This is a genomic window from Nocardia sp. NPDC004718, from assembly GCF_053601535.1.
Genome location: NZ_JBSGCA010000066.1, coordinates 1 through 23404, shown reverse-complemented (window position 1 = coordinate 23404; position 23404 = coordinate 1). Strand labels below are relative to the sequence as shown.

General features: G+C 69.6%; 15 protein-coding genes. 5 read left to right on the top strand and 10 right to left on the bottom strand.

What is annotated here, in order from left to right:
- Positions 1 to 53 precede the first annotated feature (53 nt).
- Positions 54 to 449, bottom strand: coding sequence for a hypothetical protein (locus ACWEH3_RS31825; RefSeq protein WP_355079285.1), 396 nt, complete (start codon positions 447 to 449; stop codon positions 54 to 56).
- Positions 450 to 934: 485 nt separating this feature from the next.
- On the opposite strand from ACWEH3_RS31825, the gene ACWEH3_RS31820 reads away from it, so the two are divergent.
- A complete protein-coding gene (locus ACWEH3_RS31820) occupies positions 935 to 2191 on the top strand; it encodes a cytochrome P450 (RefSeq protein ID WP_450026181.1) in 1257 nt (418 codons plus the stop codon).
- A gap of 13 nt (positions 2192 to 2204) precedes the next feature.
- Here ACWEH3_RS31820 and ACWEH3_RS31815 read toward each other — a convergent pair whose 3' ends face one another.
- On the bottom strand, positions 2205 to 3410 hold the full coding sequence (locus ACWEH3_RS31815; RefSeq protein ID WP_450026183.1) for a styrene monooxygenase/indole monooxygenase family protein: 1206 nt from the start codon (positions 3408 to 3410) through the stop codon (positions 2205 to 2207).
- Between the two features lie 121 nt (positions 3411 to 3531).
- Between ACWEH3_RS31815 and ACWEH3_RS31810 the strand changes: the two genes are divergently transcribed.
- Entirely contained in the window at positions 3532 to 6072 is a 2541-nt protein-coding gene (locus ACWEH3_RS31810; RefSeq protein WP_452358455.1) for an ATP-binding protein, read from the top strand.
- Between the two features lie 84 nt (positions 6073 to 6156).
- On the opposite strand, the gene ACWEH3_RS31805 is transcribed toward ACWEH3_RS31810, so the two are convergent.
- The 7 genes from ACWEH3_RS31805 to ACWEH3_RS31775 form a co-directional block, all read right to left on the bottom strand.
- On the bottom strand, positions 6157 to 6834 hold the full coding sequence (locus ACWEH3_RS31805; RefSeq protein ID WP_450026622.1) for a class I SAM-dependent methyltransferase: 678 nt from the start codon (positions 6832 to 6834) through the stop codon (positions 6157 to 6159).
- A gap of 9 nt (positions 6835 to 6843) precedes the next feature.
- Positions 6844 to 7593: an ATP/GTP-binding protein gene (locus ACWEH3_RS31800; protein WP_450026624.1), complete on the bottom strand. Its 750-nt coding sequence runs from the start codon at positions 7591 to 7593 to the stop codon at positions 6844 to 6846.
- Positions 7594 to 7655: 62 nt separating this feature from the next.
- Entirely contained in the window at positions 7656 to 8624 is a 969-nt protein-coding gene (locus ACWEH3_RS31795) for an AvrD family protein (RefSeq protein WP_450026626.1), read from the bottom strand.
- Positions 8625 to 8635: 11 nt separating this feature from the next.
- On the bottom strand, positions 8636 to 14917 hold the full coding sequence (locus tag ACWEH3_RS31790) for an SDR family NAD(P)-dependent oxidoreductase (RefSeq protein ID WP_452358454.1): 6282 nt from the start codon (positions 14915 to 14917) through the stop codon (positions 8636 to 8638).
- A gap of 128 nt (positions 14918 to 15045) precedes the next feature.
- Entirely contained in the window at positions 15046 to 16191 is a 1146-nt protein-coding gene (locus tag ACWEH3_RS31785; RefSeq protein WP_452358453.1) for an LLM class flavin-dependent oxidoreductase, read from the bottom strand.
- Between the two features lie 15 nt (positions 16192 to 16206).
- Positions 16207 to 18423, bottom strand: a complete 2217-nt coding sequence (locus tag ACWEH3_RS31780) for an MMPL family transporter (RefSeq protein ID WP_450026819.1) — start codon at positions 18421 to 18423, stop codon at positions 16207 to 16209.
- Positions 18424 to 18478: 55 nt separating this feature from the next.
- Positions 18479 to 19405: a ParB/RepB/Spo0J family partition protein gene (locus ACWEH3_RS31775; protein WP_452358452.1), complete on the bottom strand. Its 927-nt coding sequence runs from the start codon at positions 19403 to 19405 to the stop codon at positions 18479 to 18481.
- Positions 19406 to 19563: 158 nt separating this feature from the next.
- On the opposite strand from ACWEH3_RS31775, the gene ACWEH3_RS31770 reads away from it, so the two are divergent.
- Together ACWEH3_RS31770 and ACWEH3_RS31765 are read left to right on the top strand one after the other, a co-directional pair.
- Positions 19564 to 20157 (top strand): TetR/AcrR family transcriptional regulator, encoded by a 594-nt coding sequence (locus ACWEH3_RS31770; protein ID WP_450026752.1) that lies wholly within the window; start codon positions 19564 to 19566, stop codon positions 20155 to 20157.
- A 448-nt stretch (positions 20158 to 20605) separates the two neighbouring features.
- Entirely contained in the window at positions 20606 to 21352 is a 747-nt protein-coding gene (locus tag ACWEH3_RS31765; RefSeq protein WP_450026754.1) for a rhomboid-like protein, read from the top strand.
- 72 nt (positions 21353 to 21424) lie between these two features.
- Here the strand turns inward: ACWEH3_RS31765 and ACWEH3_RS31760 are convergent, their stop codons facing one another.
- Positions 21425 to 21604, bottom strand: coding sequence for a hypothetical protein (locus ACWEH3_RS31760; protein ID WP_355081194.1), 180 nt, complete (start codon positions 21602 to 21604; stop codon positions 21425 to 21427).
- A gap of 210 nt (positions 21605 to 21814) precedes the next feature.
- On the opposite strand from ACWEH3_RS31760, the gene ACWEH3_RS31755 reads away from it, so the two are divergent.
- On the top strand, positions 21815 to 22930 hold the full coding sequence (locus ACWEH3_RS31755; RefSeq protein WP_450026756.1) for a hypothetical protein: 1116 nt from the start codon (positions 21815 to 21817) through the stop codon (positions 22928 to 22930).
- Positions 22931 to 23404 lie beyond the last annotated feature (474 nt).

The following is a 23404-nucleotide window of genomic DNA, read 5'->3' as shown; positions in this document are numbered from 1 at the left end:
TTCCCCGAGCGCTGCGCGGTCACGGTCCGTCGCGGCGGCCGGCGCCGCGCGGCTCAGCCCATGAGGAACGAGGCGGCGAACCACGCGAGCAGGACCAGCACCGCACCGACCAACGCGCCAGGGAACATCGCCCGTCCCTGCCGGGCCGCCAGCACCGACAGCAACGCGCCCAGGGCGAAGCCCACGATTCCGCCGCCGACCATGATCCAGACGCCCGCGCTGGTGTCGACCCGGCACTCCGGCTTGGACTCGCAGATGCCGCCCGCCATCAGGAACCACGGCGCGAGGATCGTCGACATCGCCGCCAGCGTCGCGGGCAGGAACCACAACAGCGCGCTGACGACGAGATCCGCGGTGCGCGGCGGCGTGACGGCCCGGGTCTCGGGCTCGCGCGTCGGATAGCCGGAGGGGGTCGTGCTCTGGGACACCTGGTTCAGGTAACCGTGCATCGTTTCTCGCTATCGCTTGTCGGTTGAGTCGACCGGGCCGATGGAAGTTATACACCAGCCACTTGCACGTCGAAGTGCTTGTGCTCCCGGGGATGCGGGCCGCGCGGCCGGGCCGCCGTCCCGGATCGGACGCGGCCGTCGGTCCTGCCTTCGGTAGCGAATACCCAGCGTCCCCGGAGGATTCGCGTGCCAGCACGGCGCCGCCGGTGAGTGTCCGTCGGTGACCATGTCGGTCGGGGAGGACGGCCGGGCGTCGAGCGGTCTCGAATCCGGTTGCGGTGCAGTGGAAGCGGTCGCATCCCCGCAGGTCACGCGCGGCTACCGATGCCAGCTTTCTACCTACGCGACCATCCTGTGTGTCGATCCGCTGCGCGGTCGGGACGATGCGTCGCAGTGGTGCGCCGTATGAACCGGACGGCGCCGCGACGATCCGCGCCGAGTGCGCCCGCGCTCGCCGTGCACGCTTCTACCGTGGGAGTGACGCGTTGACCACGTCCCGAGACCTCGATCGCACCGCGAATAGTTCCGGCGTACACCATGGTTCGCCGATCGACCACGATATCGAGCGCGTATCGCTGTATTCCCCGGAGTTCGCGTCCGATCCGCATGCCGCCTACCGCGACATGCGCGCCCGTTACGGTTCGATGGCGCCGGTCGAGCTCGCGCCGGGCGTGTCGGCGACCTTGGTACTGGGCTATCACACGGCGGTGCGAATCATGCACGATCCGGCGCACTTTCCCGCCGACCCGCGCGCCTGGCAGGCGAACGTCCCCACCGGCTGCCCGGTGCTGCCGGTGCTGGAGTGGCGCCCCAACGCCATGCGCAGCACGGGGGAGGAGCACGCGCGCTACCGCCAGGCGAACACCGCGAGCATCGATGCCGTCGATCTGCACGCCTTACACGAGACGGTGGAGCGGATCGCGGTCCCGCTGATCAACACCTTCTGCGCGGCGGGCAGCGCCGATCTGGTGTCGCAGTACGCTTTTCCGCTCGCCTTCGAGGCCATCAACGCCATGCTGGGCTGCCCGCCGGAGATCGGGCAGGAAGTCGCCGCCGCGACCCGCGCCGTGTTCGACGGGGTGGACGCCGAAGAGGGCAATCGCCTGCTCGTCACCGCGCTGCTGCGACTGCTCGAACTCAAGCGCGCCGAGCCCGGCCAGGACATCACGACGCGGCTGCTGCGGCATCCGGCCGGTTTGGACGACAGGGAGGTGATCCACCAGCTCGTCGTGCTCTACGGGGCGGGCATCGAACCGCTGCAGAACCTGATCATCAACACCCTGGTGCTGATCCTGACCGACGACCGGTTCGGCGGCGACGTCCTCGGCGGGAGCCTGTCCACCCGAGACGCCCTCGACGAGGTGTTGTTCACCGACCCGCCGATGGCGAATTTCTCGGTCACCTATCCGCGCCAGCCGATCCTGATCGACGACGTATGGTTGCCCGCGCATCAGCCGGTCGTCATCAGCTTCGCCGCCTGCAACAACGATCCGGCGATCAGCGGGCACGACCACAGCGGCAACCGATCACATCTGGCCTGGGGCGCCGGGCCACACGCCTGTCCGGCCCGCAGCGCGGCCTACCTGATCAGCCAGGACGCGGTGGACCAGTTGCTGGACGCGCTACCGGAACTGCGGCCCGCCGTGCCGGTACACGAATTGACCTGGCGGCCCGGGCCTTTTCACCGCGCTCTGACCGCGCTGCCGGTCGTCTTTCCCGAAACGCCGCCCTGGCAATCCTGAATCCGGCAATCGGTCAGGACGGCGCTGCCGCCGCGAGCCGGGTGAGGTTCGCAGGCCGGGCGAAGGTGTCGGCGAAGGCGTCCGCCAGCGTCGTGTCGTGCTGGGCGGCCAGCATCATCTCGCGCAGCGCGGGTGGCGGATCGAGCACCGTGGCCGTCCACCGCGCGGCGGGGTGCGCGACAGCCGTCAGCCACGGGGCGGCCGCCCACTCCATCCACGCGCGGTCGTAGGGCCCGTCGGGATCGTGCAGGATCGCCTCGCCGTAGCGGACCGCGCAGTGCACGGCGTTGTTGGCGCCCTGTGCGCCGCCCGGGTCCATCCGGCAGACGACGTCGCCTCCGCCCAGCACCGGCCTACCCGACGGCAGGGTGCCCACCGGACGACGCATGACCGGAGCCACCGCGCCCACCAGCGTCGCTCCGGCATCGGTCGGCTGAGCGTGCCGGTAGCGCTCGGCGAGTTCGGCGGGCAGGTGCGCCGTCAGCAGTTCCCAGGCCCGCGCCCAGCGTTGCGTTGGCGTGGCGTGTTGGTCGAACACGTCCAGCACGCCGCCCGGCCGGGCCTCGAAAAGCAGGATTTCGCAGCGGCGTTCCTGCCCCGGTCGTCCGGTCAGTCCGGTATAGGAGATCACCTCACCGTGCTCGGGCAGCGTGGTGTAGTGGCCGAGGTTCTCCGGGTCCGGCTGGACGCCGTCGAGATAGAGCACCGCCAGTCGCCGCATCGGTGCGGCGGCTACCGGCCACGCCGCATCGGCTTCGAAGCAGCCGGCCAGCTCGCGGCCCGCACGGGTCACCACGGTCAGGTCGTGGTCGGCGGCGTGCTGGTCGAGCTCCGGCACCGAGGGCTCGGCGATGCGCAAGTCGCCGCCCTCGGCCAGGAACTCGCCGAGCCAGCGGGCGAACACCGTCCGCTGATCAACGCTCTGGGCCGGGCGGGTGAATCGTCCGGTCCAGCCGACCACCGCCGCGCGATCGATGGCCATGGTGAACCGGATGCCCTCGATATTCGGCGCGGTCGAGCGCCAGAAGCCCAGGCCGATATCCGACTCGAGGTCCAGGGTGGGCGGGAACTTGACCTGGGTGCTGGTCACGGTGCCCGCGAGGACCGCGTCGGCGTCCCGATCGGTCACCAGCGTCACCGTCCGCCCGCCGCGCAGCAGACGGTGAGCGAGGGGTAACCCGCATTCGCCCGCCCCGAGTACCAGTATCCGTCCCACCATCGTGTCCTTCCGGTCGTGCGATCGACTGCCGTGACAGCGCAATCGTCCGCGCATAGGTGGACACCGCGCATCGGTAGAGACCCGCGTATCCGCCGGCGCGACCCGACTAGGCTGCCCTGTTGTGTCGGAAGGACGTACGTCGGGTCTGGGGTCTGCACCCGCGGTCACCAGTGACTTCGTCGGGCGTGAGCGCGAACTGGAGAAGATCGGCATGGCGCTGCTGGGCGGAACCCGCCTGGTCACGCTGATCGGCGCGGGTGGCATCGGCAAGACCAGGCTGGCGACCGAGGCGGCGCAGCGGTTCCACAAGGCGCGACGCGTGCCGGTGCACTGGGTGCGCCTGGCGCTGCTGTCCCGGGACTCCGGCGCCGCGGCGGTCGAGGAACTCCTCGCGCGCTCGCTCATCGACGCCGACTTCTCCGGGCGGTCGGCGTGGGAGGCGGTGCTCGACACGCTGCGCCGCCACGACGCGGTCGGGCGCACCCTGCAGACGATCCTGGTGATGGACAACTGCGAACACGTGCTGGACGGCGCGGGACGGGTGATCGCCGACCTGCTGGAGGCGGCGCCGGGGCTGACCGTGCTGGCCACCAGCCGCGAGGCGATCGGCTGGGTCGACGAGCAATTGGTGCCGGTGCCCGCGCTGTCGCGGGAACAGGCGCTCACCCTGTTCCGTGCGCGCGCCGGTCTGACCGGGCACACCGTCGCCGAGGAGGAGACCGAGCTGGCGGTGGAGATCTGCCGCCATGTGCACAACCATCCGCTCTACATCCGGCTGGCCGCCGCACGGCTGTTGCGGCAGCCGCTGCGGATGATCCTGCGTGACCTCACCGGCGAGGCGAGCGACCGGCGGCTGCGCTGGTCCCACGGTCCCCGGATCGGCGTGGAGGCACGGCATCAAGGTATCCGCGACGTCATCGCCTGGTCCTACGACCTGTGCCGGGACAAAGAGCGGCTGCTGTTCGACCGGCTGTCGGTATTCGCGGCCGGGTACGACGTCGACCCGGAGAACATGGACCCGGCGGCGTCGGACGTCGGCGCGGAGTTGGAGGCGATCGAGGCCGTCTGCGCCGACGACGAGCCGGGCGGCTTGGCTCGCGCGGAGATCGACGGCCTGCTCGAACGGCTCGCGGACCAATCACTGGTCACGGTGCATCTGACCGCGACAACGGTGCGGTACTCGCTGCTGGAGAGCGTCCGCCTGTTCGCCCAGCAGCGACTGGCCGAACGCGACGGCGAACCGGCCCGGCTGGCCAGCAGGCACCGCGGCTACTACCGCGACAAGGTCGTGGCGGCCGGGGCGGGATGGTTCGGCCCGGAAGAGCAGGATCTGCTGGATTGGGCGCGCGCGGCCTGGGACAACGTGCTGTGCGCCATAGCGGGCAGCCTCGCGGAGCCGGAGGAGGCCGTGGTGGGGCTGGAGATCGCCGCCGGGCTGATCGCGCTGCGCATCCCGTTCCTCAGCGGTTCGCTGCGCGAACCGCGCCGCTGGGCCGAGCGCACGCTGGCCGCCAGCTGGACGCTGGACCCGCAGCCGGTGCCACTGCAGGTGACGGCGATGTCGCTGATCACGTGGATCAGCCTGTGCCAGGGCATGCACCGCGACGCCGATCGGATGCTGGAGGACTGCGTCGCACTCTGCGTGCCCGACCCAGCGGCTCGTGCGGGGTGGCGCGAGCGGCTCGACGACATCGAACTGCCCGCCCCGGTGGAATTCGCCAGAGGCGCCGAGCTGATGCTGGTGCGCCGGGATGTGCGCGCGATCGCCGTACTGGCCCGCGCTCGGGAGCGGTTCCTGGCCGACGGCGACCGCGGCGGGGCCGCGATGAGCGAACTGTTCGAAGCGCTGGCCGCGGCGTTGCTCGGCACACCGGCGCAGGCTTTGGAGACCTCCCAGCGACACCTGGACCACGCCGAGCGCTCCGGCGCGCGATGGGCCGCGTCGTGGGCGAAGCTGGCCAGGGCGATCGCACTGATCAAAGACGGCGACGCGGAACAAGCGCTCACCGTGATACGGGCCGCGCTGACCACTCAGCGGGCGATGCGCGATCAGTGGGGCGTGGTGTGGGCCGTCCACATCACCGCCTGGGCACTGGCGCGCTCGATCCGCGACACCGGCGGCGGCTCCGGCGCGGTGACGGCTCGGGCGCGCGATATCGCGCGCCTGGTCGGTGGCGGCGCCACGTTGCGCGACAGAATCGGCGTGAACATGTCCAATCTCGGCCCCTTCGCCATGGAGACCGAGATCGCCGCCGACACCGCCCGGGCGGTCCTGGGCGAGTCCGCCTTCGCGGAGGCCGAGCGCGAGGGTGCGCTGCTGCGTCCGGAGCTGGGCGAGGTGGTGCAGCTGGCTTTGGGGAAGCTGTCGCTGGACCGGCTACCGGTCGAACATCCGGTCCGGCAGCGCCGTCCCTCACACTGGGAGGAATTGTCGGCGGCCGAACAGGAAGTGGCAGTGCTGGCGGCAGCCGGTTGGACGAACACCGCCATCGCCGCCCGGCGCGGCAGCTCCTTCAAGACCGTCGACGCCCAGATGAGCTCGATCCTGGCGAAACTGATGATCGGCTCGCGAGAGGACATCCGCGCCTTGGTGCCCGCCGAACGGCAGGCTGAGGTAGCCGACGAAGCCGCACGCAAGCCCCAGCGCGCCCGGCGCTCGTGAGAACACCGGATCGAGCCGGGCGGCGTCTCGGCCGTGCCGCCGCCCGGCCCGATCACCGGCAGGATTCGCCGACGAGAGCCTTGTTCACTCGTCCAGTTTGCGCGCGGTGATCTGAATACCGGGCTCGCCTGAGATGCGCCGCACCGTCGCCTCGGTGACCGGGAGGTCGGCCACCAGCTCGCGGCCGTCCTCCAGGTCGATGCCGTAGCCGGCGATGTAGGTGCGGAAGAACGGCAGGCAGGCGCGCGCCATCGGCTGCGGCAGCTTCCAGCGGTCGACGAACGACCGCGCGTCCTCGAAGGTGCAGCCCCGGTCCGCCTCGATCACCAGCAGCAGACCGCCCGGCCGCAGTACCCGGATCATCTCCGCGAGACCCTTGCGCTGATTCGGCCAGTGCTTGATCGAGCCGGAGCTGAGCACCGCGTCGTAGGCGGCGTCGGGGAAGGGCAGGTCCATCGCCGAGCCTTCCCGGAACTGGATCCGGCTGCCCAGCGCCGCGCCGCGCTTGCGTGCCCTGCGCACCTGCTGCGGGGACAGGTCGATGCCGGTCAGCCGCAACGTGGTCCCTGCGGTGGCCAGCCCGACCGCGAGTTGCCCACCGCCGCAACCGACGTCGAGCACCTGGGCGCCGTCGTCGAGCTGGGCGACGATGTCGTCGAACAGGGTCGGGGTCATCTCCCGTACGGCATCGGAGATGAAGTTGTCGTAGAACCACGAGTCGATCGGGTTGTAGCGTTTGGTCTTGTCCAGCAGGACGGTCATGGCGTGCTCCTAAACGCGGGTGGCGAACTTGATCTTGCGGCCGAGAGTGTTCGGTTGTGCCTGGGCGACGATCGTTTCCTGAACCCGCTCGCGGCTGCTGCGCACGATCTCCATCGCCTCCTTCACCGCGACGTCGATGTCCATCACGGTGGGGATGTCGAGCATCGAGACGATGGATTCCAGGCGCTGTTCGGGGGTGCCGCGCACCGTCACCACCGGTTGCCCGAGCTCGCTGATCGCGTGCAGCAGTTGCCGATCGGAGATGGCGCGGTAGCGCTCGTCGACCGGCCGGTGGCCGTCGGGATCCATCGGCACCTCCACCGGAAGGTGGAAGAAGATGTCGTAGTTCTGCCGGGCCCGCTGCCGGGCCATATCGCCGTAGGCGTTGAGATAACGGCGGTAGAACGGCCGACCGGGCAGGGTGAGGGTGTTCTTGACCGCCTTGTGCCACCGGGTCGACCCGGGGTTCGGTCCGGTGATCAGCCGCGTGGTGCCGTAGACCCACTCGTTGAGCACCGAACCGTCGGCGATGAATCCGCCCTGGGCATCGAGGATCGCCTCGGCCTGGATGCGCAACTCCAGCCTGCGAAAGCCGAGCGCCATCAGTTCGGTGGTGCTCAGGTCCTGGAACCGCATGCCCGGATAGAGCTCGGTGACCACTTCGCGCGCGGACGAGGCGTCCACCCGGGGAATCCCGGTCAGCAGGGACAGCGCCGTGGAGGTCGTGGTCTTTCCGGTCGAGTAGGTCCCGGATATCACGATGCGTCGATAATTGTTTCCCGACATGGGGGTGCCTTTCTGAACGTTCGGAATTGCGCGGGTCAGGCGGGCAGACGGTGCGCGAGGTCGTATCGGATCTCGCACCCGGCGAAGTCCGACGCCCAGCTGGAGATGCGCCAGTCGCCGCCGCCGAAGGCGAGGACCATCGATCGCGCCATGTGCGTGGTCGCGCTGCCCGAGGTGAACGGTGCCGGGGGAGCGGACGCGCGGGCGGTCATCCGGCGCATCCACAGCGTCTCGCTGTCCTTGCGGGCGATGTTGTCCAGTTCGTAGAGCACGACCTGGGACAGCTGCGCCAGGATCACCGTCGCGTCGACCAGCGTGACCGAAGGCTGGTAGGCGTCGGCCACACCGAGCCACGGCTCGGCCGGATCCGGTTCCGGTTCCGCGAGAGCGAAATCGGCCTGCGCCCGGCTGCCGCCGTCGGATACGACGACATTGCGCAGGTACTGCCCCCGGGCGTACACCCCGCCGTGGAAGTACCCCCGGCCCGTCTCGCGCACGGTGTGCCGTGCGGCCTGGGCCGGACGCGGTGGCGCGGGCAACGCCACGGTGGCCTCCAGGCTCATACCGCCGCCCAGCGCCCCGGTGATGCTGATCGTGTCGCCCTCCACCGCGACCACCGTCGCGCTGATCGGGAACTCCTCCAGCGACTCCGTCGCGATGGTCCCACTGCTGAACTGGACGAAAGGAACCCAGCACGAACGGATCTCGCTGTCGGTGAGCCCGTAGCACTCGCGCAGGATCACCTCGAGCAGCCGGTAGCCGAAGATCGAGCAATCGATGCTGCTCACGTGCGGGACCAGCACGCGGGTGCTCTTGCGCGACCAGTCCAGCGGATAGTGCACCCCCGCGGTCGCCGTCAGCCGGGGACGGTCCTGCGCGTCGCGGTCGAGGGTGATGTCGAAGATGCGGTGGGTGATCCGCTTGTAGCCCTCGCCGAAGAAGCGCCCGTCGCGGTGCCCCAGCACGGTGTCGATATCGGCGTAAGCGATGAGTTCGGTTGACATGTCGGTGCCTTTCATGCCGCGGCCTGGGCCTGGGCGGGCTCGGCGAATTGGCTGACCACCTTGGCGCCGATGCCGCGCAGCGACAGGCCCCGGCTGAGTTCGAGCGCGGAGATCTTGACGTCGAGTTCCTTCTCGGTGCGGGCCCCGAATTCCATCGCCATGAGCGAGTCCATGCCGAGGTCGGTGACCGGCTCGTCGATGTTGATGGCGTCCGTGCCCACGCCGAGCACCACCGCGAGCTGATCGGCGAGGCGCTGGGCGACGAAGTCGGCGCGCTGTTCGGTGGGCAGCGTGAGGATCTCGGTACGCAGCGCGCCGCCGGCCTCGCCGCCGACGCCGATGTCGGCGAGCAGCTGCCGGAAGCGACGGGTGTCGGTGGACGGCCGGGCCACCCGCGACCACACCGTCCAGTCGATGTCCGCCACCGCGACCTGGGTGGTGTCCAGCGCCAGGCATTCGCGCAGCAGAGCGGTGGCCCGGTCCATGTCGATGGGCAGGAAACCGATCGACTTCACGTAGTCCACCAGCGCCTCGGTCTTGTCGGCCATGCCGCCGCCGCTCATGAAGCCCCAGTTCACCGCCAGTGCCGCGGCGCCACGGGCACGGCGGTCGGCGGCGAGCGCGTCCAGGGCGGCGTTGGCGGCGGCGTAGCCGATCTGCGGGGTGATGCAGCCCAGCGCGCTGATCGAGGAGTACAGCACGAACATGTCCAGCTCGATGCCCGCCTCCTCGACCGCACGGTCCAGATGCTGCGCTCCGCGCACTTTGGCGAACAGCTCGTCGAGCGATTCCCGGGTGATCTGCGGGATCGGCAGGTTGTTCACCACTCCCGCCGCATGGAAGATCCCGCGCAGCGGCGCGACCGACCCGATGCGGTCCACCAACGCGGCTGTTGCGGCGTAGTCGGCGACGTCCACCCGCTCCTCGAGCACCGCCACGCCCGCCGCGGTGAAGGCCGCGACCTGTTGCCGGGCCTGCGGGGTGGACGCGCCGCTGCGGCCGACCAGCACCAGCTTCCGTGCGCCCTCGGCGACCAGCCACCGGGCGGTGGCCAAGCCGAAGCCGCCGAAGCCGCCGGTCACCAGATAGCAGCCGTCCGGGTCGATCCGGGGGTGGGCGAGTCTCGGGCGTACCATCGGCTGTTCCTCGCGCAGGTCCAGCACAACCCGGCCGATCTGATCGGATCGTGCGACGGACTCGAACGCCGCGGCCAGCTCCGACACCGGATAGGCCGTGTGCGGCAGGTATCGGTAGGCGCCGGCGCGCAATGCCGCGTGGCTGGCGCGCATCGGCGTGCGCAGCAGTTCGGGATCGTGGGCCAGCGCGCGGTCCATGTCGACGGAGAAGAACGTGAGGTTGCGGTCGAACGGCCCCAGATCGATGACGCCGCCGGTGTAGATGTCGGCCTTGCCGATGTCGACGACGCGGCCGAATTCCGCGGCCACCCGGAAGTTCTGGCGCAGGATCTCGCCGGGCGCCGAACTGTAGACCACGTCGACGCCACGGCCGCCGGTGAGATCGGCGATCTGGTCGACGAAGTCGGCCGACCGCGACTCGAACACGTGGCGCGCGCCGAGCGCGCGCACCTGCGCGCGCCGCTCGGGCGTGCCCGCCGTCGCGATCACGGTGGCGCCGATGTCCAGCGCGACCTGCACCGCGGCCATGCCCATGCCGCCCGCCGCGCCGTGCACGAGCACGGTCTCCTCCGGCCGCAGGCGCGCCAGCGTCCGCAATCCGAATTCGGCGGTGAGATAAGGCAACCCGGATCCACAGGTCAACGGATCGTAGGCTTCGCCGGGTAGCAGCCGGTGCGGCATGGTCGCGCCCGCGTCGGCGGGCATGGTGACGTACTTGCGGAGGATGTCGCGGGCACACACCATCATCCGGTCGCCGACCGCGACATCGGTGACGCCGGGGCCGACACGCTCGACCACACCGGAGCCCTCCATGCCGACCGTCGTACCGAAATACGTGCCGGCGAGCTCCTTTTCGGTGAGCACGCCGATGACCTTCATCGCGTCCTTGTAATTCAGCCCGGCCGCTTCCATCCGGATCTCGATCTCGCCGGGACCCGGCGCGACCCGCTCGGCCTCGCGCAACGCCAGATCCGACAGCAGCCGCGACTTGGGAATCTCCACCACGAACGAGGCTTCCGGATCCGACAGCGGGGTGGCCCGGTTGCGCTCGTCGAGATACGTGCCGAAATTCCGGTCCAGCCGCACCGCCCAGTAATCGGTTCCCCGCACACCGATCTCGTCGAGCACGTCGTCGGCGAAAACGAGATCCCTCAGCGGCGTTCCCGAGCGTGAGGACGCGTCGACCAGCCGCCAGCCCGCCGCGGGTTGTTCGTTGAGCAGGGCGCGCCGCGCCCCCACCAGTGCGCCGTGCGCGACCTTGGCGGCGCTGTCGGCGGGCGTGCACAGCGCGTCCTCGGTGACGACGACGCTGCGGACACGGACCTGCGGCGCGTCGGCGAGCAGATGCTCGACCGCATTGGCCACACGCGCGAGCCAGTAGACGTTGCGCGACCCGTCGAACGCGTCGCCGAACACGCTGACCACCCGGATCCGTTCGGCGATCGGTACGCCCTCGGGTGAGCGCAGCGCCAGCCGCAGGCACTCGTCGTTGTCGTCGGCTTCGGGGTCGGCGAGCACGACGGTGACGGCGGTCCGCTCGCCCAGCAGCGACGCCACGCGATCGGCGGCGTCCGCGCCGACGCAGACGGCGACCACGGCCTCCTCCTCGGCGGGCCGCGCACCGGACGGTGTCTCGACGATCTCCCAGAGCGGCTGGTAGAAAACGCGATCCAGCTGATGGGTGACATCGATCGCCGCGCTGACCGGACGGAACTCGACGCCGAGCAGCCGCATGGCCATCTCGCCCTGTTCACCGACGATCGCGATGTCGGCGCGCAGCGGGTCGACTCCGCGCCGGGTAACCACGACACGAGGCCGCTCCGGCAGCGGGCCCAGCCTGCGCACCCCGGCGATGGCGGCAGGCACGATCGCCACGTCGGTGTCCGAGTCCGCTGCCAGCGCGGCGACGCACTGCAACGCGGCGTCGACGAGGGCCGGGTGGGCCAGGTGCGGGATCGGCGTCACCTCCTCGATCGGTGCGAGCGAGGCGACCACCGCGTCCGTGCCGACGACGGCCGACACGATGCGCTGGAAGGCGGGACCGTAGTCGAGCCCACGCGCCGCCAGACCGCGATACAGATCCGGGCCCGCGACGGTGACGGCGTGCTGGGGGGCGTCGACATCCACGACCGCGGCGGTGAAGTCGGCTTCGATGAGCCTGCCGTGGGCGTTGAGCGTCCAGGTGGCGGCGGTGGCCGAGCGTGAGCGGATCTGGAAGCGTTTGGTCGACTCCTCGACGCTCACCCGCAGTACCGGGATGTCGTGCTCGTCGATCACCAGCGGCGCGACGAATTCCACCGACTCGAGGCCGAGGCTCGTGCGTCCGGTCCGCTCGACGGCGGCGCTGAGCGCGGCATCGAGATAGGCCGCGCCGGGCAGCACGACATGTCCCGCCACGACGTGGTCGCGTAGCCAAGGCAGCCGCGACACCGACAGCTGCACCTCCCATTCCGGGCTCCCCGCCGTCGTGGGATCGCCCAGCAGGGCGTAGCCGTCCGGCCTGCCCAGGCGATCGAGCAGGGTCACCGCCTCGTCGTGCCAGACCCGCTTGCGCTGCCACGGGTAGGCGGGCAGATCCAGGTGCTCGACGATCGAGTCCGGACGGCCCGGCACGGCCGAACCGTCCAGCGAGCCCGCGACATACAGATCCGCGACGGCGCGCAGCACGTTGTTGCGGTCGCGCAGATCGCGCGAGAGCGTGGTCACCGCGGCGCCGATCACGCCACGATGGATCAGCATCTCGCGGATGTTGCCGCTGAGCACCGGATGCGGGCCCACCTCGAGGAAGACCCGGTGACCCGCGTCGACCAGCGCTGCGATGGCATCGGCGAACCGGACCGGCTCGCGGACGTTGCGGCACCAGTAGTCCGCGTCCCATTCCGTGCCCGCGATCTCGGCGGCGGTCACGGTGGAGTACGTGGTGAGTTTCGCGTCTCGCGGCGCCAGTTGGGCCAGCGCGTCCCGCAGGTCGTCGAGGATCGGGTCCATCAGATGGCTGTGGTACGGCACCTCGACCCGCAGGCTGCGCGCGAATGTGCCGGTGGCGGAAAGGGTGTCGCGCAGCAGTTCGAGGTCCTGGCTGTCGCCGGCGAGGGTGACAGCGCCCGGGCTGTTCACCGCGGCGATCGAGATGCTGTCGGTGCGGGCGAGCAACTCGCGCGCTTCGCTCTCGGACATGCCCAAGGCGAGCATGCCGCCGGTGCCCGCGGTGGTCGCCTGCAGTCGCGCGCGGTGGTAGCTGACGGTGAGCGCGTCGCGCAGCGACAGCGCGCCGGATACGTACGCGGCGGTGACCTCGCCGACGCTGTGCCCGACGACCACCGCCGGATACACGCCGTACTCGGCCAGTTCGGCGGTCAGCGCGGCCTGCAGCACGAAGTTGGCGGGCTGGGCGTACACGGTCTGCATGATCCGCGAGCCGTCCTCGTCGGCGAGCATCTCGTCCAGGATCGACCAGCCCGCGATCGAGACGAACTCACGGTCGATCTCCCTGGCGACCTTGGCGAACGTGCTGTCGGTGGTGAGCAGCTCGCGGCCCATGCCCCACCACTGCGGGCCCATTCCGCTGAAGACGAAGACGGGTTCGACCTCCCCGTCGCCGATGATCCGGGACGGGGCGCGACCCTCTCCGGCGGCGAAGGCGCGCAACTGGGTGCGCAGATCGTCGGCGTCGTCGTAGGCGAAGCCGACCCGCAGCGGATGGTGGGCGCGGCGGGTCCAGGCGGCGGCGGTCACCGACTCGGCGGGATGCCGGTCGAGCGCGTCGGCGAGTTCACCGGCGAGCGTGCGCACCGCGGTGTCGTGGCGGCCGGAGATCGGCAGCACCCGCGGCACCGGGCGCTCGTCCTCGGCTCGCGCGGCCGCCGGCGGCGCTTCCACGAGTACGGCGTGGGCGTTGGTGCCGCCGTAGCCGAAGCCGTTGACCGCGACCACACCCTTCCCTGGCGCCGCGGACAGCGGTTCGGCGCTCAGCGGCACCCGTAGTCGTAGCTCGTCGAACTCGATCGCCGGATTCGGCGTGATCAACTCGAATTGGGGCGCGACCGTGCGGTGATGCAAGGTGAGCGCGGCCTTGATCAGGCTCGCGACCCCGGCCGCGGCCTCGGTATGCCCGAAATTGTTCTTCACCGAGCCGACCGGCACCGGTTCGCCGCGGCCGTCCACCGCGCCGTACACCGCGCCCAGTGCGGAAAGCTCGATCGGATCGCCGACCGCGGTGCCGGTGCCGTGCGCCTCGAGGTAGTTCACTTCGTGCGCCGCGACACCCGCGTCGTCGCGCACCTGGCGAGCGAGTTGTTCCTGCGCAACGGGATTCGGCACCGGTATGGCCATGGTGCGGCCGTCCTGGTTGACCCCCGTCGCGCGGATGACGGCGTAGACGCGGTCGTTGTCGCGCTGTGCGACGTCCAGCGGCTTGAGCAGCACCGCGCCCGCGCCCTCGGCCCGGCCGTAACCGTCGGCGGCGGCGTCGAAGGTCTTGCAGCGTCCGTCGACCGCCAGGAACCGGCCTTTGCACATCGAGATGAACGTCTCCGGCTGCAGCATCGCGTTCGCCCCGCCGACCAGCGCGATCTCGCACTCGCCGTTGGCGATCGCCTGCACCGCCAGATGCGTGGCCACCAGCGAGGACGAGCAGGCGGTGTCGACCGTCAGGCTCGGGCCGTGCAGGTCGAGCAGATAGGAGATGCGGTTGGACAACAACGTGTGCGAGGCGCTCATCGCGGTGTGGCTGGTGATCGCCGAGCGGACCAGCGGACCGCTGCGCCCGAGCACGTTGTCGAGGATGAAGCCGCCGACGTAGACGCCGACGCGGTGGCCGGAGACCCGGCCGGCCATGCCCGCGTCGTCGAGCGCCTCCCAGGTCACCTCGAGCAGCAGCCGCTGCTGGGGGTCGAGGATGGCGGCCTCCTTCTGGGCGATGCCGAAGAAGTCGGCGTCGAAATCCCACAGCGGCTGGGTGAGAAATCCGCCGCGCCGGGTGTACATACGACCCGGCGCGTCCGGATCCGGGTCGTAGTACTTTTCGACACTCCAACGGTCCGGCGGGATATCGACGATCCCGTCGCCTTTGTTCAACAGAAAATTCCAGTAGCTTTCCGCATCGAATACACCGCCTGGAAACCGGCAGCCGATACCCACTATTGCAATGTCGACCATTATTTCTCCTGGCCTTGAATGCGGGACCATGCTGAGCCCCCCGACCGCAGCAGCACAAATATTGTGACGAGCTCCTTCGCTCGAATGCATGCTATTGCTCGGGCGGCGCGGCCGTCAATTGTCTTGTGTTACAGACGTTTCAATTTGCGTAACGTTGCCACCAGGGGTGCGTTCGAAATCATCCCTCGTGTGATGCTCGGATGAATTGCGCTGAGATTCATGAGCACGGCATAGCGCAGACCGTGGTCGCGCCAGTGCGCGAGTTGCTCGACGATCTCGTCCGGTGTTCCGGCCAGACAGAATTCCCGTACCAGTGCCGCCGGGACCTTCTCGATGTAGTCCAGGACGGTGCGCTCGTCCAACGTCTGCGGCAGGTAGTCCTGCAGGCCGGTGAAGTCCTCGCCCAGCGGGTGGGTCGCGCCGTGCCTGGTCCACATCTCCCCGGGGGCGCACAGGGCCAGCGCCCGCGCGCCCACGCTCTCGACGAGCGCGTCCACCTGCCCGGGACGGGCGGCGGTGAGCACGCTGAACACGGCGGCCGGCGCGACCGACGCCGGGTCGCGGCCCGCGTCGGAGGCCGCGGTGCGAACCAGGTCCAGGCGATGCCGGTATTCGTGCGGGCGCTGCGCGAAGCCGGGGAACCACACGTCGGCGTAGCGCCCGGCGGCCCGCAGCATGCGCGGGCCTCCGGCGGCGACCCAGATCTCCGGGCGGGTGCCCCGGTGCGGCGGCACGTCGAAGACCGCGTCGCGCAGCGGGAAATACGGGGAGTCCCTCGTCACCAGGCTGCCGTGGGAATCCCACAGGGCCCGGATGGTCGCCAGCGCCTCCTCGAACCGTCCGACCGGAGCCGACCAGTCCACGCCGTAGGGCTCGTTGTTGTCGCGTATGCCGGTGCCGATGCCGAGAATCGCGCGGCCCCCGCTCAATTGGTGCAGCGTGGCCGCGGCCTGCGCGGTCACGGCGGGATTGCGGCGGCCCGCGTCGGTGACGCCGACGCCGAGCCGTAGGCGGGCCAAGCGGTTCCGCGCGGCGAGATAGCCCAGCGCCGTCCACGGTTCGTAGATGCCGTCGGCGTGCGGTGCGAGCCGGGTGATGCCGACGTGCCGCGGTTTCCAGATCGAGGCGGGCAGGATCGAGGGCAAATGGTCGGTCACCCAGAGCGAGTCCGCCCCGCCCGCCATCGCCACCGAGCGGCTGCCGCGAAATTGCAGATCGGGCGCGAACCGGGTGTAGACGCCGGAATCCATCACGCCTGTGCGGAATTTCGCCATGTTGTTCCTATCGCACTACTTGGGTACTGGCTCGAGAGCGGCGCTGGTCTCGGTGATTTCGATACGTTCGTGCCACCGGGCGAGCCGACGCGGGGCCCACCAGTTGGCCGCGCCGAGCAGGCGCATCAGGGCGGGCGCGAGTACGCCGCGGATCAATGTCGCGTCGCTGAGCACGGCCAGGGTCAGGCCGAGGCCGAACAGTTGGATGAACGACACGTGCGAGGTCACCATGCCCGCGAAGGCGATCGCCATCAGGCAGGCGGCCGCCGTGAAGATCCGCGCGGTGCGCGCGACGCCGGTCGCCACCGCGCGGGTGTTGTCGCCGGAGGACAGCCACTCCTCGCGAATCCGGGACAACAGGAACACCTCGTAGTCCATCGAGACGCCGAAGGCGATGCAGAACATGAGGATCGGCATGGTCGGCACGAGGTAGCCCGTCGGGGTGAAGCCGAGCGGGCCCGCTAGGTGCCCCTCCTGGAAGATCCAGACCATGGCCCCGAAGGTCGCCGCCAGCGACAGCGTGTTGAGCAGCAGCGCTTTGATCGGCAGCAGCACGCTGCCGGTGAAGAAGAACAGCACCACCAGCGTCGACAGCACGATCACGAAGACGGCCACCGGCACTTTCGCCGCGAGCGCGTCGAGTGAGTCGACACTTTCGGCCGCCGCGCCACCGAGCAGCGCCCGGCCCGGTGCGGGGACCGCGCGCACCTGGTCGAGCTGATCGATCGCGGCAGGGGAGTACGGGTCGAGCCGGGTGCCCACCCGCAGGTACGTGCCCGCGTCGTCGCGCATCCCGGGCGGCGCGGAGGCCACTTTCAGCCCGCCCGCGTAGACGCCCGCCGCCGACAGCACGGACGTCACGTGCTCCACTCGCGACAAACGCTGCGCGTAAGCCGCGATGTCGGCGTCGCCGCCCCGATATCCGGGCATGGCCACGACCACACCGGCCATGGCGTTCTCCCGGAAACCGGTGCGCAAGGCGTCGCCGACCACGTGGCTGGACGCCCCCGCGATGACCCGGTCGTCGGCGGCGCCGAACCGGATGGACAGGAACGGCGAACCCAGCACCAGCAACAAGGCGATCACCGACAGCGCGGCCACCACCGGGCGGCGCATGACCAACTGCACCAGGCGATACCACCTGCCTGCGGTGACCTCGACGGGCTCGGGTCGCGGCCGCCGGAGTCGGCGGCGCAGGAGCACCCGCAAGTCGAACGCGTCGACGCGGGGGCCGAGCAGCGCGAGCGCGGCGGGCACCAGCAGCAGCGTGGTGAACACGGCCGCGCCGAGCACCGCCAGCCCCGCATACGCCAGCGACCGCAGGAAATACAGCGGGAAGACCAGCAGCGTCGACAGCGACAGCGCGATCACCACACCGGAGAACAGCACGGTGCGGCCCGCGGTGCGCGCCGTGCGCGAGACCGCGGAGCCGGTGTCGTGCCCTGCGGCGAGTTCCTCACGAAACCTGCTGACCATGAACAGGCTCGAATCGATCGCGACCGCGAAACCCAGCGCGCTCATCATGTTCAGCGCGAAGATCGACACGTCGCCGACCTCGGTGAGCAACCGCAGGATCGGCAGCGTCGCGAAGATGTTGAACACGCCGACCGACAACGGGATCAGCGCGGCGATCAGGCTGCCGAAGACCAGGATCAGGGCCAGGCCGGTCAGCGGTATCGCGATCGCCTCGGTGACCAGGAGATCGGTGACGATCCGATGACTCATCTCGTCGAAGGCCACCGCCTGGCCGCCCGCCCGCACGGAGACGCCGTCGAAGTCCCCGCTCACGTGTCCGGCGATCGCGCCCGCCCGTTTCGGCGCGTCGGTGTCGTCGCCGGTGACATGAGCCAGGACAAGGCCGTCGCGGCCGTCGTTGCCGCGCAGCCCCTGCCGCAGATCCGGCGGGAGCTCCCAGTAGGACTGCACCGCGTCGACCTGGTCGCGGCCGCGCAGGTCCGCGGCCAGGCGCTCACCGACCGTGCGGGCCGCGGGGCTGTCCAGCCCGTCGGGCGCGGTGACCAGCAGCACGAGATTCGGAGCCGCACCCGGGAATTCGCGATTGAGGAACGTCGCGACCTCGGTGGATTCGGTGTCGGACGGGATGTAACCGCCGGACTTCAGGTGGGCGGGCGCCGACCAGCCGAGCCCGACGCAGACGATCCCGATGAGCAGCGCGCCGTACAGGATGGATCGCGGGCGCCGGGTTGCCAGGCGTGCGAGACCAACAAGCATGATGAATGACCTTTTCTCGAACTCCGGCCGTGGCGAATGCCGATGCGGCCGGGCGCTATTCGGCGGCGCCGGGGTCGATGTAGCTGGCCAGCGCTCGCCATTCCTTGGCATTGCGGCTGGCGAGTTCGGCGACGGCCGGGACGCAATGCGGTGGGACCATGGCCACCAGTGCGGTCCACACTTCGCGCTGCATCGAATGGGTGTGCAGCCAGCGCAGCAGGTCACGGCCCTGCTGGCTGTGCCGCATGGCCGGGTCGCGGGTGAGCTGTTGCAGCAGCAGCGCGCTGCCCTCGGGCTGTTCCGCGGTGTTGTCGCGATCGCAGGACCCGGTCTCGCGCAGGCGTTTGCGGATCGCGTGTGCCGTGCTGATGGACACCTCGGCCGCGGCGGCCAGCGCGCGCAGCGGCATGTCCGGGGAGGCCGCCAGCAGCTCGGCGACCCGGCGCCTGCGTTGCGCGCGGTCCATCGGCCTGCGCCTGCCGTCGGCGCCGACGCGGACGTTCGAGTGCGGAATTTCCGCACTCGAACGTTGGCGAATCGTGGCCACCGTGCGCGCGGACAGTCCCGCGGTGGACGCGATGGCCCGATCGGACAATTCCGGCATCGTCTCGATGATCCGCTCGGCCGCCGCTTTGCGGTCCGAAAGCGTCAGGGGCAGACCGTGTGTCGTATTGAGTTCGACTCCGCGCAGAAAGGCCTCGGCCGGTGTCCCGTCGAAGAACACGACGTCGATGTGCTCGCGCCCGAGCCATTGCGCGGCGCGCAACCGATGCATTCCGTCGATGACGCGCATGGTGCTGCGATGCACCAGAATCGGCGGCAATTCCGTATCGCTCTCGGCCAGTCGCGCGATATGCCTGCGGTCCTCTCCGTTGGACCGCGGCGAATCCGCGGGCAACAGGTCGTCGATCGATACGAGATAGCGTGCGTTCGACGCCAGTGGCACCACATCGCCGCTCACCAATTTAAACTCAGCGGACATTTCGAACCCCCAGGGTCGCCCGGAATCAGATCGGTCCTCGATGACCCGATGGCCCATCCGGAACCCAGCTAGGCTTCGACCGACCGATCGGTCACAGCGTAGGTGCGGCCGGTGCACGACACTAGGCTTTCCAGAAAGAGTGGGGAGAATTCGGAAACATGACAGTCATTGCCGACCCCGGTCGCACGGCGCTGCTCATCGCGGGCACCGTGGTGGCGGAACGCGAAGGGCTGCACCGTCTTTCGATCAACGCGGTGGTCGAGGAAGCCGGGATGGCCAAGGGCACCTTCTATCACCACTTCGTCAACCGCCGCAGCTACGTCATCGCTCTGCATCGCCGCTTCTTCGACGCGCTGTCGCAGTCGGTGGCCGCGGCGCTGGCCGGGATTCCGCCGGGGATAGAACGGATCGGCCCCAGCCTGGACGCATTCCTGGACGCCTGCCTCGATGCCCGCGGCACCGAGGCGTTCATGGTGCAGGCGCGCACCGACCCGGATCTGCGTGAGGAGATCCGCCGCCGCCACGAGCTGTTCATCGCGGTGGGACGACCGGACATGGTGGCCGCCGGATGGCCGGACCCCGACGCGGCCTCGCGGATGAAGGTGGCCATGGTCGGCGAGATCTGCCTGGCCGAGCTGACCGCCCGGCGCCCCCGTCCGGACCTGCGCATCACGGCCGTCCGGATGCTTACCGCCAACCGCACCGGGCCGCTTGCCCCGGAGTCGCCCGAGGGCGGCTGCTCGCCGGCCTAGACGGTCCGGCAGTGTGCGGAAAGCTCTGCGGCTGAACACTTCCGGTGTTGCACATCGTGAAGGAGGCCTTCGTTCGCTTGCAGGTCGACCCGGAGTACCGCTTGGACGCGGAGCAGAAGGTATCGGCCGGACTGGACGGCGGCCCCTACCGGGCCGCGGGCCTGAGCGGGGTAATTCTCCGTTCGACCGTTTACGGTCCCGTGCCGTCGCGGTGCGCCGTCAGCCTGACCTACCGGCCCAGTAGCGACGGCCGCCTGAACGGTCATCTCATCAGACGGGCTGATTTCGCACGGCGGGTTCCCCGGGCGCGGACAGGTCATCGGCGGGATCTCCAGCCGGTCCGAGAGTAGTGTTTCACCTGGCAGAGCCAGGAGCGCGCGTCTCGAGTCGGCAATGCTGCCGGGCGGTCGCGTCTCCGGGCGGAGGACTCCACAGGGAAGGCCGCGCCATGACTCAGGCAGCCGACGCCGACGGCACGCGACCCAGCCGCGCGGCGTCCATCTGGCAGTACGTGCGCACCGCCCCGTGGACTTTCGCCTGGCTGGCTGTGCTGCTGGGGACCACGATCATCCAGCACCTGGTGCCGCGCGGCGATCTGGAGCGACTGCTGGGTGAGCGTTCCACCAACCTGCGTCACCTCGAGTCCGATCCGGTGCACGTCCTGGTGACCAGTCTGCTGTGGATCGACGGCTACTTCTGGCTGCCCTACTGCGTGCTGTTCTGCGTCTTCCACGCGCCGGCCGAACGGTGGCTCGGCGCGTTGCGCTGGGCGATCGTCGGTCTGGGCGCGCACGTCGGAGCCACGTACCTCAGCGAGGGCATCCTGGCCCTGGCCATTCGCCACGGCTACGCCGATCCCGGGATGATCGATGTCCGCGATATCGGCGTCAGTTACTTTCTCGCCGCGATCATCGGAGTCCTGACCTACCATGTCGCCCGGCCGTGGCGGTGGCTGTACCTCGGCGCAGTCCTGGTGTGGTTCGCCATCCCGCTGCTCATCCACCCCACCTTCACCGGCATCGGGCATTTTTCGGCGCTGCTGATCGGGCTGGCCGCGTTCCCCCTCACGCGTGGGCGGACCGCGCCGGACTGGAATCCCTCCGATATCTGGCGACGCCGGGTCCACGCCGACCGAGCGCCGAGCGGTCGTGCGCAGGCCACCGGGTCTCGAATTCCGCCGAACGGCCACGGGTAGCGCAGGGAAGGGATGGGCGGCCGGATCGTTCTTCCGGCCTCCCGTAATCGGCGGTCGGCAAGTCTTCGAAGCTTATTCCGGGGCCGCGTTCGATTCGAGAGCTTTGTCGTAGGCCTGTCCGGCGTCGCGGACCTTCGTCGCGAGGAATCGCATCCGCTCCGAGGTGAGGTAGCCGCCGCGAAGAGCCGTGCCGTCCAACTCGGCGGCAACCTGGTCCAGCGCCAACCGCGCGAACCGCGTTCGATCGACCATGGCCGAGTTCTACCAGGTAGTTCCGGCAGACGCTATTGCACCACGCGGTGCGTTTCCGAAAAGCCGCCGCAGTAGTTCAGCGCCGGCTTCCCAGGAGTGGCGAACTTCTGGCTATCTATCGGCCTATCCTGCTTGGCGGCCGCCGGATCGGGGCCCTGAGCGGTAGGTGAACGCCTGATCCGTTCGGGTGGACTACGTGTTGGACAGACGATGACGCGACTCGTGCACTTCGTGGGCAGCTTGCCCGCACCATTGACGACCGATGACGGTGATGTGCTGGAGTGGTTCGTCCAGCGCAGCCAGGGCCACCGGCTCACCGGCGTACCGCGGGACCTGGATCCCGCCTGGGTCGTGGACTACCTGCGGGAGCGGGAGAAACACGACGACGTCTTCGAAGTGGTGCGCAGCGGTGACTTCGCCGATTACGCCGACATGCGCGTGTACGGCATTCGCCGGGGCGCCACCCTCGAACCCCGGCACGTGGCGATGGATCGCGTCGACCGTATCGGCGCGGCCGTCACCGCCTTTCGCGCGCTGCGGAATCGACATCCGGAACTCGCCGACACGAGATTGCAGATCAGTCAACCGAATCCGCTGGACTTGGCGTTGTTCGTGTTCGGAGGCGCCGCGGTCGCCGACGGTCTTCCGCTCGGACGCGCGCTGCGCCACCTCCGGACGGTGACTCCCGCCCTGCGCAACTTGCCGGTTTTCGTGGAGGCCGTGCTGGCCGAAATGGCCCGAGTCACCGCCGAGCACGGCGATGTGATCACCTGGCAGGTGGAGTCGCCGATCGCCCAGCTCGCACTGGTGAAGGCGGCGCGATTCGGTGCGCAGGCTCCGGTCGGCCGTCTGGTGGCGCGACAGTTGGCCGATTTCCTCGCGCGGGCACACGATCTCGGCGCACGAACCATCCTGCATCTGTGCTACGGCGACTACCAGCACAAAGAACTTCTTGCCCCGCGTAGTCTCGCGCCGGCGGTAAGGCTGTTGAACACCGTGGCTCGAGATCTGCGCGCTCGCGCCGTGCCGCTGCCACCCGCGCACATCCCCTGTGCCTACGGTGCTCATCCTGCCCCGGTGGAGCCGGCGTTCTACCGGCCGCTGCGCCGGCTGGACCCGGACTGGCGCGTCATCGCCGGCGTCGTGTCGCCTGCGGCAGCGCAAGACGATATCCGAAGCCTGGCCTTGTTCGAAGCGGCCGCCGGTCGATCCGCCTACGGTGTGGCGACGGCATGCGGCCTCGGCCGCTGCACTGTCGAGGAGGCCGAGCGCGCCGCCGCGGCCACGGTGGCGACCGCGGCGGCGGCGCCGAGCGAGGTCGCGTGAACCGGTATGGCGCGAGACCGAATTCAGTGCCGGCAACTCGCAGCACGCCACCGGAGGCTCGCGAAGAAGTAGCTCGAGCGACGCTGCCGCGGCCGACAACTGCGCTGCGCCAAGGGATCACCGCATCGAGCCGGCGCCGGCAACGGACGAAACGGGCACGGGCATGGGGCGGCTCGGGCCGGTACCCTGGTTTCAGGGGTTGTCGCCAGAAGCGCTAAGTTACTGCGAATTTCCGTGAACCCACCCGCAATGTCCTCGGCGTTGTGTACCTTATGTTATCGAAGGTTCGCTTCGCACACAGGAAGCGGGCCGGGGTCGTGGATACGGCCCGGCAGAAGGACTCCGTTGTCCCGTGCGGTGCATCCGTCCCGAGACGCGGACGACGTCGAGGATTGGGTGTGGCCGAATGCGTGTATCTGCTCCGATAACGGTCTCGGCTTTGGTTGTTGCTGGTGTGGTGGTGAGTGGTTCGGG

Coding starts and splice junctions, on each gene's coding strand:
- ACWEH3_RS31825 (WP_355079285.1), bottom strand. CDS start 449: ATGCACGGTTACCTGAACCAGGTGTCCCAGAGCACGACCCCCTCCGGC.
- ACWEH3_RS31815 (WP_450026183.1), bottom strand. CDS start 3,410: ATGGTGGGACGGATACTGGTACTCGGGGCGGGCGAATGCGGGTTACCC.
- ACWEH3_RS31805 (WP_450026622.1), bottom strand. CDS start 6,834: ATGACCGTCCTGCTGGACAAGACCAAACGCTACAACCCGATCGACTCG.
- ACWEH3_RS31795 (WP_450026626.1), bottom strand. CDS start 8,624: ATGTCAACCGAACTCATCGCTTACGCCGATATCGACACCGTGCTGGGG.
- ACWEH3_RS31790 (WP_452358454.1), bottom strand. CDS start 14,917: ATGGTCGACATTGCAATAGTGGGTATCGGCTGCCGGTTTCCAGGCGGT.
- ACWEH3_RS31785 (WP_452358453.1), bottom strand. CDS start 16,191: ATGGCGAAATTCCGCACAGGCGTGATGGATTCCGGCGTCTACACCCGG.
- ACWEH3_RS31780 (WP_450026819.1), bottom strand. CDS start 18,423: ATGCTTGTTGGTCTCGCACGCCTGGCAACCCGGCGCCCGCGATCCATC.
- ACWEH3_RS31775 (WP_452358452.1), bottom strand. CDS start 19,405: ATGTCCGCTGAGTTTAAATTGGTGAGCGGCGATGTGGTGCCACTGGCG.
- ACWEH3_RS31770 (WP_450026752.1), top strand. CDS start 19,564: ATGACAGTCATTGCCGACCCCGGTCGCACGGCGCTGCTCATCGCGGGC.
- ACWEH3_RS31765 (WP_450026754.1), top strand. CDS start 20,606: ATGACTCAGGCAGCCGACGCCGACGGCACGCGACCCAGCCGCGCGGCG.
- ACWEH3_RS31760 (WP_355081194.1), bottom strand. CDS start 21,604: ATGGTCGATCGAACGCGGTTCGCGCGGTTGGCGCTGGACCAGGTTGCC.
- ACWEH3_RS31755 (WP_450026756.1), top strand. CDS start 21,815: ATGACGCGACTCGTGCACTTCGTGGGCAGCTTGCCCGCACCATTGACG.